We start from the raw sequence: 12,078 nt of genomic DNA on the forward strand, positions 1-12,078 counted from the left end.
GCAAAGCCGCAAGTGGAACCGGAGAACGGCGTACTGCGCAAATCGTCGGCCGGGCGGGCCCCTCAGTCGGGGCTTTCGGGGGTGTGGTGGCGGTCGGGTACGACGAATTCGCACCAGACGGATTTGCCGCCGCCGCGCGGCTCCGTGCCCCAGACGTCGGCGAGCCGGTCCACCAGCAGCAGCCCCCGTCCGGAGACGCCCGACTCCCCCGGCTCCCGGCGGCGCGGCAGGGCGCTGGACTTGTCCTCGACCTCGACCCGTACGCGGCGTTCGGGGCCCGGGAGCATGCGGATGGTGACGACGGCGGCGCCGTCGGTGTGGAGCAGGGCGTTGGTGACCAGTTCGTCGGCGACGAGCTCGATCTCGTCCGCGCGCTCGCGGGCGCCCCAGGCCCGTACGGCGGCGCGGATCATGTGCCGGCCGGCGGAGAGGGCCTCGGGGTCGGCGGGGGCGATGTGCTGCTGGAGCTTGCCGCCGCCGCGGACGGCCGCGCCCTGGCGGCGCAGCAGCAGGACGGCCATGTCGTCCTCGCCGACGCGCTCCCCGACCACGTCGCACAGGAGGTCGGCCAGCTTCTGCAGCTCGTAGGGGCCCTCGCGGACGATGCCGCTGAGCTGCTGCATTCCCTGGTCGAGGTCCGAGCCGGGCACCTCGACCAGGCCGTCGGTGAACAGCATCAGGGTCTCGCCGGGGTCGAGCTCCACGGTGGTGACCGGGTAGTCGAGGCGGCCGAATTCGGCGGACAGGCCCAGCGGCAGTCCGCCGGAGACGGGCAGGCGGCGGCAGGTGCCGTCGGTGTGCCGCAGCATGGGGTCTATGTGGCCGGCGCGTACGAGCTGGACGACGCCGGTGGTGAGGTCGGCCTCGGCGTAGGTGCAGGTCGCGAAGCGGTCGGTGTCGAGGTCGTGGAGGAAGGCGGAGGCGCGGGCCATGACCGTGGCCGGGGCGTGGCCCTCGGTGGCGTAGGCGCGCAGCACGATGCGCAGCTGGCCCATGACGGCGGCGGCGTGGGTGTCGTGGCCCTGGACGTCGCCGATGACCGCCCCGACGCGGCCGCCGGGCAGCGGGATGGCGTCGTACCAGTCGCCGCCGATGTCGCGCCCCATGCGGGCGGAGCGGTAGCGCACGGCGATGTTCGCGCCGGGCACGTCGGGGATGCGGCGCGGCAGCATGGACTGCTGCAGGCCCTCGGCGAGGTCGTGCTCCTGGTCGAAGAGCATCGCGCGGGCGATGCTCTGGGCGAGGCTGCTGCTCAGGGCGATGAAGAGGTTGCGCTCCTGCCGGGTGAAGCCGCGCGCGTCCCGGTAGAGCAGGCCCAGGGCGCCGATGGGGCGGGCCTGGGCGATCAGCGGGAGGTAGGCGGCGGAGGCGATGCCGATGTCCTTGATCCGCTCCCACAGCCAGGGGTAGGAGGAGGCGAACTCCTCCCGGGATTCGATGAAGCGGGGGGCGAGGGTGCGGATGACGTCGCTCATGGGGAAGTTGTCGTCGACGCGGGTGTAGCGGGTGCCCGGGATGAAGTGCACGGAGGGGCCCTCGGCGACGAGGTGGATGCGGCCTGCCTCGACGAGGCCGAGGACGAGGAGGTCGGAGCCGAGGTGCTCGACGGCCTGGGCGTCCTTGAAGAAGTCGATGACGTCCTGGACGGTCCGGGCGTGGGCGAGCGCGGCGGTGATCGTCTCCACCACGGTGGTCTGGTGACGGCGCTCCTCGTCCTGCATGCGCGGCCCGGCCCGGTCGAGCTCGAGCGTGGCGTCGCGGACGATGCCGATGATGCGGCGGGGGCGCCCGTCCTCGGCGCGCAGGATGCGGCCCTGGGTGTACGTCCAGCGCAGGCTGCCGTCGGGGACGCGGACGCGGTAGTAGGCGCCGTAGCTCTCGCTGCCGTCCTTCAGGGCGCTGGAGACCAGGGCGTCCAGGCGGCTCGCGTCGGTCCGGGGCAGCCGGCCGGCGAGGTCGGAGATGTTGCCGTGGAAGGTGCCCGGCGGCACGTGCAGGATCTCCAGGGCGGCCTCGTCCAGGTGCATCCGGCCGCCGTCGAGGTCCCAGTCGAAGCCTCCCGTGCGGTTGAGGGCGAGGATGAGCTCCGGGCGAGCGGGCCAGTCGTCCGGCGGCGGTACGGCGGCAGGCGTCGCTCCCCGATCAACCATAGAGCCACTCTGCCATCTTTTGTCCGTTTCTTCGATGTGACTGCACGGTTCTCCGGGGCCCGAGTGGTACGGATACCGCCATGGAGTGGTTCACGGCATCCGGGTACTGGCTGAGCCGGCTGGTCCTGCAGCGGGGGCTCGCCGCCCTCTACCTGGTCGCCTTCGCCTCGGCGGCCCTGCAGTTCCGCGCGCTGATCGGCGAGCGGGGCATGCTGCCGGTGCCCCGCTTCACCGCGCTCGCGCCGCTGCGCCGGACGCCCAGCGTCTTCCACTTCCACTACTCCGACCGTTTCTTCGCCGCCTGGACGTGGGGCGGTGCGCTGCTGTCGGCCGCGGTGCTCTTCGGCGGCGCGGACGCGGTACCGCTGTGGGCGGCGACGGCGATGTGGGCGGCGCTGTGGGTGCTCTACCTCTCGGTCGTCAACGTGGGCCAGACCTGGTACAGCTTCGGCTGGGAGTCCCTGCTGCTGGAGGCCGGGTTCCTGGCCGTCTTCCTGGGCAACGCCCGGACGGACCCCCCGGTCCTGGTGCTGTGGCTGCTGCGCTGGCTGGTCTTCCGCGTGGAATTCGGCGCGGGGCTGATCAAGATGCGCGGGGACAGCTGCTGGCGGGACCTGACGTGCCTGTACTACCACCATGAGACGCAGCCCATGCCGGGCCCGCTGAGCTGGTTCTTCCACCGGCTGCCCCGGCCCCTGCACCGCGTCGAGACGGCCGCCAACCACGTCGCCCAGCTGGTGGTGCCCTTCGGGCTCTTCGCACCCCAGCCGTTCGCGAGCGTCGCGGCGGGACTGATCATCGTCACCCAGCTCTGGCTGGTGGCCTCCGGCAACTTCGCCTGGCTGAACTGGGTGACGATCGTCCTCGCCTTCGCCGCCGTCGACGGGACGGCCATGGCCGAGCTCTTCTCCCTCCCGCCGCACGCGCCGCTCGGCGGCGCGCCGCTGTGGTTCGAGGTCCTGGTCCTCGCCGCCACGGCCCTGGTGCTGACGCTCAGCTGGTGGCCGGTGCGCAACCTGCTCTCCTCGCACCAGCGGATGAACATGTCCTTCAACGCCTTCCACCTCGTCAACACCTACGGCGCCTTCGGCAGCATCAACCGCCGCCGCTACGAGGTGGTCGTCGAGGGCACCGACGAGGACGAGGTCACCCACGCGACCGTGTGGAAGGAGTACGGCTTCAAGGGCAAGCCGGGCGACCCCCGACGGGTCCCGCGCCAGTTCGCCCCGTACCACCTGCGGCTGGACTGGCTGATGTGGTTCGCCGGCATCTCGCCGGGCTATGCACGCGAATGGTTCGGCCCCTTCGTCGAGCGGCTGCTGACGGGCGACCCCGCGACGCTGCGCCTGCTGCGGCACAACCCCTTCCCCGCCGCCCCGCCCACCCACGTCCGCGCCCGGCTGTACCTGTACCGCTTCACCACATGGCGGGAGCTGCGCGAGACCGGTGCCTGGTGGCACCGGACCCTTCAGGGCGAGTACCTGCCGCCGATCCGGCTGGCCGGGCCCGGGTCGTGAGCCGCGGGACCCATCAGCCCGGCGTCAGCCCCACGCGGGCCCGCTCCTCGGCGGTCAGGGTCGGCCCGGGCGGCACCGGGCGGCCCGAGGAACGCGCCACGGCTAGCAGCACCCCTGGGCTGACCAGGGCGTTCACCGGTGCCGAGAGCGTCATCACGCCCATCAGGGCCCGCATGACGGACGCGTCCACGAGCCCGGCCCGCATCATCCGGGCGACGTAGCCGCGCAGCAGCCGGGCCGGCAGCGGCGGCCGGGGGCCGATCGCGCCCGGATAGTTGATGTCCTCCCCCGTCGACAGGTCCCACGCACCGGCCGCCGCCCGGCCGACGGCCCGCTGGGCCTCACGCGCCAGGCCCGGCGCGCCCGTGCCCCTCCGCCGCAGGACCCCGCGCAGCGCGACGGCGCCCTGGGCGGCCACCGTCATGCCCTGCCCGTAGATCGGGTTGAAGGTGGCGACGGCGTCGCCCAGCACGACGAACCCCTCGGGCCAGGAGGACAGGCGCTCGAAGAACCGGCGCCGGTTGACGGTGCTGCGCGTCAGGTGCACATCGGTCAGCGGCTCCGCCCCGGCGATGAGGTCCGCGATCAGCGGATGGCGCAGGCCCCGTGCGAAGGGCTCGAAGTCGGCGGCGTGCCGGGTGGGTTCGCCGCCCCGGGTGCCGGAGACGGTCACCAGCCAGCGGCCGCCCTCGACGGGCATCAGCGTGGCGGCCCGGCCGGGGCGCGGGACGGCGGAGTCGGGCTGGACGGTGACCACGGGGAAGCCCTCGGCACCCGGCGGGGCACGGAAGATCCGGGTGGCGTACACCAGCCCGGAGTCGACGGTCTGCTCCCGCACGGCGGGCAGCCCCAGATCGGTCAGCCGGCGCACGGCCCGGGAGCCGCGCCCCGCGGCGTCGACGACCAGATCGGCGGGCAGCTCCTCGTCCTGCCGCGCACCGGTCCCCCGGACCAGCACCCCGGTGACGCGGCCGGGGCCGCCCAGGAGCGCCAGGCTCTCGGTGCCGTCGCGCAGGGTGACGCGGGGGTGCGCGAGGACCTGTTCACGGACCACCAGGTCCAGCAGGTCACGGGTGCAGGCCACCATGAACTGCATCTCCGGCCGGCGCGGCAGCCAGCCGGGCGGCGAGAACACCACCAGGTCCGTCGGTATGGCGATGCGCCGGGCTCCCGCGGCGATCCAGCGTCCGAGCGTGCCGGGCAGCAGCGACTCCACGGCGCGGGCGCCGCCGGACATCAGCAGGTGCGCGTGGCGGGCCTGCGGCAGCCCCGTGCGCGGCACGGCCCGGGCCGGCAGCCGGTCCCGCTCGACGACCACCACCTCGCCGACGTGGTCGGCCAGGGCGGACGCGGCCAGCATCCCGGCCATGCCGCCGCCCAGCACCACCGCCCGGCGGGCTCTGGGCTCGGTGCGGTCCCGGTGCTGCGGATCACTCATCGTGCGGCTCCCTCTTCTCGGCCGGTGGGAGGTGACCTGCCCGCGCCGCACGCCGCCCGAACACGTGCGGGCGCGCGGCCCGTGGCGCACGGTGGTGACGTGGAGGTGGGTGCCATGGAGCCCGTGGAGGCGCTGGAGCGGATCGCGTTCCTGCTGGAGCGCGCCCAGGCGCCCACGTACCGGGTGAAGGCCTTCCGCACGGCCGCCGCCGTGATCGCCGCGATGAAGCCCCAGGAGGTGCGGTGCCGTGCGGCCGACGGCTCGCTGACGCAGGAGAAGGGCATCGGCCCCAAGACCGCGGGCGTGGTCGCCGAGGCGGCGCGCGGCGAGGTCCCGGCCTATCTGGCCCGCCTGGAGGAGGAGACCGCAGAGCCGCTGGCCGAGGGCGGACTGGCCCTGCGGGCGGCGCTGCGCGGCGACTGCCACCTCCACTCGGACTGGTCGGACGGCGGCAGCCCCATCGAGGAAATGGCCCGCGCGGCCCGCGCGCTCGGGCACGAGTGGGCCGCCCTGACCGACCACTCGCCCCGGCTGACGATCGCCCGCGGCCTGTCCCCCGAGCGGCTGCGGGCCCAGCTGGAGGTGGTCGCGGAGGTCAACGAGCGCCTCGGGGACGGCTTCCGGCTGCTGACGGGCATCGAGTGCGACATCCTGGCCGACGGCTCACTGGACCAGGAGGAGGAGCTGCTGCAGCGGCTGGACGTGGTGGTCGCCTCCGTGCACTCCAAGCTGCGGATGGACGCGGCGAGCATGACCCGGCGCATGGTCTCGGCGGTCGCCAGCCCGCTCGTGGACGTCCTGGGGCACTGCACGGGACGGATCCTGGGGCACCGGCCCGAGTCGGAGTTCGACGCGGAGATGGTCTTCGCGGCCTGCGCCCGCTTCGGCACCGCCGTCGAGATCAACAGCCGGCCCGAGCGGCTCGACCCGCCGCGCCGGCTGCTGCGCACGGCGCTGGACGCGGGAGTGCTGTTCTCCGTCGACAGCGACGCCCACGCCCCCGGTCAGCTGGACTGGCAGATCCACGGCTGCGCCCGCGCCGAGGAGTGCGGCGTGCCCGCCGAGCGGGTCATCACCACCTGGACGGCCCGGGAGTTGCTGGAATGGACCGCCTCGAAGTGACGCCGGCGCACGCTCTCCCCGAGATCCGCCCCATGCTGGCCACGCCGGCCCCGCTGCCCGCCGAGGACGACGAGGCCTCCTGGGGCTTCGAGGTCAAGTGGGACGGCGTGCGCTGCGTCGCCTACGCGCCGGGCGACGGCACCCTGCGGCTGGTCACCCGGGCCGGCAACGACGCCACCGCCACCTATCCCGAACTGCGGGGACTGGGCGAGCGGCTGCCCGGCCGGCCGGTGGTGCTGGACGGGGAGGTCGTGGTCGTGGACGAGCGCGGGCGGCCCGACTTCGGGCTGCTGCAGCGCCGGATGGGGGTCGCCAATCCGCGCCGCGCGGCGCATCTGGCCATGGAGTACCCCGTCCACCTGATGCTCTTCGACGTCATGTACCTCGACGGCGCGCTGCTGACCGAGCTGCCCTACCGCGAGCGCCGTGCCCTGCTGTACGGGCTGGGCGTCGGCGGCCCCAACTGGTCGGTGCCCGCGCACGTGGAGGGGCACGGCCTGCAGGCGTGGGACGCCACGCTGCGCGGCGGCTTCGAGGGCGTCCTGGCCAAGCGGCTGACGTCCCGCTATCTGCCGGGCGTGCGGTCACCCGACTGGCGCAAGACCAAGCATGTGATCACCCTCGACGTGGTCATCGGCGGCTGGGCGGAGGGGCGCGGCCACCTTGCGGGGCTTCCCGGCGCGGTCCTGGCCGGCCTGCGGGACCCCTCCGGGCTGCGCTACGTGGGCTCCGTCGGGTCCGGGCTCTCCGAGCACGAACGCCAGGACCTCGCCCGCTACCTGTCGGTGATCCCGCGCGCCGACTCCCCCTTCGCCGGCCCGGTCGACGTCTCCGGCGCGCACTGGGTCGAGCCGCGCCTGGTCGCCGAGATCGCCTTCACCGGCTGGACGGCCGCCGACCGGCTGCGGCACCCGACGTGGCACCGGCTGCGGCCGGATCTGACCCAGCTGGGGTGAGGCTCAGGGCAGCCGTCCCCGGGTGTGGTCGCCGCAGAGTCCGGCCAGCGGGTCGCCGTGCGCGTCGAGGCGGTCGAGGACCTCCTCGGGGGTGAAGGAGAGCGCGTCGGGTGCGGTGCAGGAGGCGACCTCGTCCCAGGTGACGGGGGCGGCGACGCCGGGGCGGTCCGGCAGCAGGCGCACGGTGTAGGGGGCGGCCGTGGTCTTCGCGCTCGCGTTCTGCGACCAGTCGATGAGCACCTTGCCCTCGCGTTCGGACTTGGTCATGGAGACCACCACCAGGCCGGGGTGTTCGTTCATCATCCGCGTGGCCAGTGCCTTGGCGTAGTGCCCGGCGGCCCGTCCGGAGGCGGCCTCGACGGGCGCGTACAGGTGCAGCCCCTTCGCTCCGGAGACCACGGGATACGCCGTGAGCCCGTCGTCGGCGAGCAGCTGGCGCAGGCGCTGGGCGACGCGGCAGCAGACGACGAGGTCGGTGCCGGGGCCGGGATCGAGGTCGAGGACCAGACGGTCGTGGCCCTCGGGTCCCGCCTCGGCGGTCCACTGCGGTACGTGCACCTCGTACGCGCCGAGGTTCACCATGGCGATCAGGGCCGCCGTGGAGTCGATCATCACCTGTTCGGCCACCCCGTCCTTGTGCCGGACCGGCACCCGGGGCACCCAGCCGGGTGATCCGTTGGGCGGGGTCTTGGCGATCCAGCTCTCCCCGCCGGTGCCCTCGGGGGCGCGGACGAAGGAGGCGGCCCGGCCCGCCGCGTGCGGCAGCATCGCCGCGGCGACGCGGGCGTAGTACCGCAGGATCTGGGCCTTGGTGTGCCCGGACGCGGGAAAGAGCACCCGGTCGAGGTGGGACAGGGAGAGCCTGCGGCCCTCGACCTCCACCACCTGCCGTTCCGGGGACTGCCGCTCCGAAGAAGTGGACATAAGGTGATAATTCCCACGGAGGGACATGAGCTATGCGGAGCATGTGGAAAGGCTCGATCGGCTTCGGGCTGGTCTCCGTGCCCGTGCGGCTGTACGCCGCCACGGAGGAGCACGGCATCAGGCTGCACCAGGTCCACGACGCGGACGGCGGCCGCATCCACCTCAAGCGCTTCTGCGACGCGTGCGGCAAGGAAGTCGACTACGAACACGTCGCCAGGGGCTTCGAGGACGACGAGGGCCGCACCGCCGTCGTCACCAAGAACGAGCTCGCGGGCCTGCCCCTGCCGAGCAAGAAGCTCATCGACGTCCTGGCCTTCGTCGACGCCGACCGCATCGACCCCCTCCAGCTGTCCGGCGCCTACTACCTGGCACCCGAGAGCGCGGCGGCGAACAAGCCCTACGTCCTGATGCGCGAGACCCTCAAGCAGACCGAGCGGGTCGCCGTCACCAAGATCGCCCTGCGCACCCGTGAGTCACTGGCCCTGCTGCGCGTCCACGAGGACCTGCTGACCCTGCACACCATGTACTGGCCCGACGAGATCCGCGACGCCGGCGACCTGGCCCCTCCCTCGTCCGTCACCGTACGGCCGCAGGAACTCAAGATGGCCACGAGCCTGATGGACACCCTCTCGGAGGACTTCGACCTCGACTCCCTGCAGGACGAGTACGAAGTGGCCCTCGACGAGCTCATCACCGCCCACCTGGACCACCGGCCCGCGCCCCGCAAGGAGACCACCCCCGCACCCGACAACGTCATCGACCTGATGGCCGCCCTGCAGGCGTCCATCGACTCGGCGGGCGGAAAGGGCGAGGCGGGAAAAGAGGCGAAAGCGGCGACCGGGGGCACCCCGCGGAGTCACGCGAAGAAGAGCACCGAATCGAATAAAAGCCCGAGCAAAAAGGCCGCGGCCAAGAAGACCGCGGCCAAAACCACCGCTTCGAAGAGCGCCGCCTCGAAAGGCACGGCCGCCAAGAGCACGGCATCGAAGAGCGATGCCTCGAAGAGCACATCGGCAAAGAGCACGAAAAAGGCCACCGCCAAGAAAACGGGCCGCCGCGCCTCCTGAGCTCTCCATGCCCTCGGGCGGCGACCCGCTCCCCTCGTCAGTCCTTCTGCTCACCGCCCTTGAACGCGCACGCCACGACCTCGGACCGGGCCCGCTCCACCAGCCCGTCCGCCCCGCAGCGCTCCGCGATGACCAACCCCTCGTGCAGCCGCTCGACCGCCTCGACCTCACGGCCCACCGCACGCAGCATGGAACCGTGGTCGACCAGCGCCGCCGCGTACTCGTACTGACAGGGCGACTGGCTCAGCAGTCCGACCGCCTTCTCGAGCCGGGCGAGCCGCTCCTCCGGCCCGTACAACCGCGCGGAGCGGCGCAGGGCCTCACCGATCGCGGTCTCGGTGCCGAACCGGTTCGCATGCCGGATGGCCTTGTCGGCGAGGTCCCGGGCACGCTCGGGCTCCTCGTCGGCGACGGCGGCCGCGAGGTCGAGCGCCCAGGGAGCCCAGAGCGTGTTGTGACGGCCACGCTCGTCCAGTCTGCGCCCGGCGGCCTCGAGTTCGGCGACGGCCTCCTTCACCCGGCCCCGCTCCAGCAGCAGCCGACCGGCCAGGCAGGCGGCGTCCGGCAGCACGATCACCGGGGAGTAGGGCGGCTCGAAGAGGTTCTCCTCCGCCACGACCTGCGCCTCGTCGACCTTGCCGCGTGCGATCAGGGTGTCGATCAGCAGGCAGGTGCCGTCCCACTGGGTGGGAAGCCCCGGGCCGAGGCGGTAGGCCAGCTCCAGCCCCTTGCGCAAGGTCTCCTCGGCACGGTCCAGTTGACCGCGACGCCGCTGGACCAGGCCCAGGAAGTCATGGGCGAGGGCCAGATGGGCACCGCTCCAGCCGGAGATCTCGAAGGCGCGCACGGCGTCCGTGAAGAACTGCTCGGCCTGGTCGAGCCTGTCGGTGTAGGCGAAGGTGATACCGAGGATGCTGGGGAGCTCGAAGCCCCACTCGGTATTGGTCCACCCCATGCCCTCGGCGAGCCGACCGTCGACCAGCGCCCGCTCCGCTGCCTCGATGACCTCCAGGGCGTTGTCGCCACGGATCATGCCGTCGAAGCCGCGCAGCGCGAGCAGGGCCCGCTCGGAGTTGTCCCGGCCCCTGAGCGGACGGGCGAGTTCGGCGATGCGCAGCGACCGCCCGTGCGCGTCCTCCTCCTCGATCTGGATGCCCTTCCACAGATAGTGGGCGGCCTGCAGACGCATCAGACCGGGCCCCGGTGGCGTACGGGAGGCCTGGTCCGCCACCACCGCGACGGCCTCGCGCAGCTGGCTGTTGTGCGCGTACGCCTGGGAGAGCCGGTAGGTCGCGTCGACCCGCAGCTCTTCGCTGAGGTCCGGCAGGTCCAGCGCGGCACGCAGGTGGTTGACGGTGGTCTGCGGCGAGGTGAGCAGGGCGGCGCAGCCCAGCTCGTAGAGGAGCATGGCGCGCTCCTCCTCCGCCGGCGGCTCCTGCAGCGCCCGCTCCAGACAGCGACGGGCGGCGTCCGGGGCGCCCACCGCGAGGTGCTCGCGGGCGGCGGCGCGCAGCTGGTTGACCACGTCGGGGTCGCTGTCGGGGTGCACCTCCAGCAGGTGCCGGGCGGAGACGGCCACGCCCTTGCCCGCGTCCGCCGACAGCCAGGCGGCCTGGCCGTGCATGGCGGTACGGGTGGCCGCGGGGATGGCACGGTAGACCGCGGTGGCGATCAGCGGGTGGACGAACTCCAGCCGCTCGGCACCCACGAGGATGCGGTTCTCGCGCAGCTGGTCGGCGCAGTCGGACGCCTCGGCCGGGCCCATGCCCGCGAGGCTGGCCGCCAGCCGTGCCTCGATCTCCGTACCCAGGACGGCCGCGGCCCAGGCGAAGCGGGTGACCGACGAGCCGAGCAGCTCGAGACGGGACACCAGGCCCTTGCCGCGGGCCGCCGCACCCAGATCACGCAGCAGCGCCGCGGACTCCTCGACCGGCTCGATGTCCCGGTCCTGTGCCTTGGCTATCAGCTCGACGACCTCGTACGGGTTTCCCCCGGTGACCGCCCAGACCTCCCGGCAGAAGGGCGGATCGGCCTTGGGGCCGAGGGCTTCGTGGACCAGGCCGGCCACGGCCTCCGGAGTCAGGGTCCGCAGTTCGACCGGCCGGACCGCCCGGCCCTCGACCAGGTCGCGGAAGGCGGGCGTGTGCTCGGGCAGTTCCTTGGGCCGGTAGGCCAGCACGAGCAGCAGGGGCATCTCGCCCAGCCGCACGCTGAAGGAGGTGAGCCAGGACAGCGACTCGGGGTCGGCCCAGTGGGCGTCGTCCACGACGACGACCAAGGGCTTCTTCTGGACGGCGAGTTGGGTGACCACCCAGTCGAGTCCGTCGCGCACGCCCTGGGGGTCGGCCTGCGGGCCGACGGGCGGCACGATGCCCAGCGCGGGCCCGGCGATGTCGTACCAGCCGCCCAGCAGCTCCTGCCGGGCGGACGTGGTCATCGGCGCCAGAGCGGGCTGGAGCAGCTGCCGCACGACGTGGAACGGCACCTTCTCGGCCGACCTGCTGCCGCGGGCGAAGAGCACCGTGCACGTGCCGCACTCGGCGGACAGCCGCCGCACCTCGGTGAGCAACGCCGTTTTGCCCAGGCCCGCTTCACCGCTGAAGAGGAGTAGACCGCCTTCCTTCGGCTGCTCGCCGCCGTCCTCTGATCCGTCCGGTCCCTGGCGGCCGCAGAGGCCGTACACCGCCCGTTCGACGACGTCGAGCTCGCGCTCGCGCTCGAACAGGGCGGCAGATGGGTCGCGTTCACGCTGATGCCCCGACATGGCGATGTCTCCCCGGAGAATGTGGTGGGGCGAGCCTAGCCCCGTCCGTCGGCGCACGGGCCCGGTTCGCCGGACGGACCACCCGTGAGCGTGACCTTCACCCCCCACCGAACGTCCATTCAGGCTGTTCGGAAATGCAT

The 12,078-nt window shown here is 73.0% G+C and carries 8 protein-coding genes; 4 read left to right on the top strand and 4 right to left on the bottom strand.

The genetic code is table 11. From position 1 onward, the window contains the following. Window positions 1-62 precede the first annotated feature (62 nt). Window positions 63-2,150: a SpoIIE family protein phosphatase gene (locus AB0G59_RS11490; protein WP_360910387.1), complete on the bottom strand. Its 2,088-nt coding sequence runs from the start codon at window positions 2,148-2,150 to the stop codon at window positions 63-65. An 80-nt stretch (window positions 2,151-2,230) separates the two neighbouring features. On the opposite strand from AB0G59_RS11490, the gene AB0G59_RS11495 reads away from it, so the two are divergent. Next, entirely contained in the window at window positions 2,231-3,667 is a 1,437-nt protein-coding gene (locus AB0G59_RS11495) for a lipase maturation factor family protein (RefSeq protein WP_360910389.1), read from the top strand. 13 nt (window positions 3,668-3,680) lie between these two features. Here AB0G59_RS11495 and AB0G59_RS11500 read toward each other — a convergent pair whose 3' ends face one another. Beyond that, a complete protein-coding gene (locus AB0G59_RS11500) occupies window positions 3,681-5,105 on the bottom strand; it encodes an FAD-dependent monooxygenase (protein WP_360910391.1) in 1,425 nt (474 codons plus the stop codon). A 114-nt stretch (window positions 5,106-5,219) separates the two neighbouring features. On the opposite strand from AB0G59_RS11500, the gene AB0G59_RS11505 reads away from it, so the two are divergent. Together AB0G59_RS11505 and ligD (AB0G59_RS11510) are read left to right on the top strand one after the other, a co-directional pair. Continuing rightward, entirely contained in the window at window positions 5,220-6,227 is a 1,008-nt protein-coding gene (locus tag AB0G59_RS11505) for a PHP domain-containing protein (protein ID WP_360910393.1), read from the top strand. Beyond that, complete coding sequence (gene ligD / locus AB0G59_RS11510; protein WP_360910395.1) at window positions 6,209-7,183, top strand: non-homologous end-joining DNA ligase; 975 nt, start codon at window positions 6,209-6,211, stop codon at window positions 7,181-7,183. Before AB0G59_RS11505 ends, ligD (AB0G59_RS11510) begins: the two co-directional genes overlap by 19 nt. Window positions 7,184-7,186: 3 nt before the next feature. Here ligD (AB0G59_RS11510) and ligD (AB0G59_RS11515) read toward each other — a convergent pair whose 3' ends face one another. After that, window positions 7,187-8,107: a non-homologous end-joining DNA ligase gene (gene ligD / locus AB0G59_RS11515; RefSeq protein ID WP_360910397.1), complete on the bottom strand. Its 921-nt coding sequence runs from the start codon at window positions 8,105-8,107 to the stop codon at window positions 7,187-7,189. A 32-nt stretch (window positions 8,108-8,139) separates the two neighbouring features. On the opposite strand from ligD (AB0G59_RS11515), the gene AB0G59_RS11520 reads away from it, so the two are divergent. Next, a complete protein-coding gene (locus AB0G59_RS11520) occupies window positions 8,140-9,174 on the top strand; it encodes a Ku protein (protein ID WP_360910399.1) in 1,035 nt (344 codons plus the stop codon). 37 nt (window positions 9,175-9,211) lie between these two features. Here the strand turns inward: AB0G59_RS11520 and AB0G59_RS11525 are convergent, their stop codons facing one another. After that, a complete protein-coding gene (locus tag AB0G59_RS11525) occupies window positions 9,212-11,938 on the bottom strand; it encodes an AAA family ATPase (protein ID WP_360910401.1) in 2,727 nt (908 codons plus the stop codon). Window positions 11,939-12,078: the final 140 nt, after the last annotated feature.

It is taken from the genome of Streptomyces sp. NPDC021096 (assembly GCF_040641275.1).
Lineage (GTDB): Bacteria > Actinomycetota > Actinomycetes > Streptomycetales > Streptomycetaceae > Streptomyces.

Excerpts from the sequence above, each read along its gene's own strand:
- AB0G59_RS11490 (WP_360910387.1), bottom strand. The coding sequence starts at position 2,150 with ATGGTTGATCGGGGAGCGACGCCTGCCGCCGTACCGCCGCCGGACGAC.
- ligD (WP_360910395.1), top strand. The coding sequence starts at position 6,209 with ATGGACCGCCTCGAAGTGACGCCGGCGCACGCTCTCCCCGAGATCCGC.
- AB0G59_RS11505 (WP_360910393.1), top strand. The coding sequence starts at position 5,220 with ATGGAGCCCGTGGAGGCGCTGGAGCGGATCGCGTTCCTGCTGGAGCGC.
- AB0G59_RS11495 (WP_360910389.1), top strand. The coding sequence starts at position 2,231 with ATGGAGTGGTTCACGGCATCCGGGTACTGGCTGAGCCGGCTGGTCCTG.
- AB0G59_RS11520 (WP_360910399.1), top strand. The coding sequence starts at position 8,140 with ATGCGGAGCATGTGGAAAGGCTCGATCGGCTTCGGGCTGGTCTCCGTG.
- AB0G59_RS11525 (WP_360910401.1), bottom strand. The coding sequence starts at position 11,938 with ATGTCGGGGCATCAGCGTGAACGCGACCCATCTGCCGCCCTGTTCGAG.
- ligD (WP_360910397.1), bottom strand. The coding sequence starts at position 8,107 with ATGTCCACTTCTTCGGAGCGGCAGTCCCCGGAACGGCAGGTGGTGGAG.
- AB0G59_RS11500 (WP_360910391.1), bottom strand. The coding sequence starts at position 5,105 with ATGAGTGATCCGCAGCACCGGGACCGCACCGAGCCCAGAGCCCGCCGG.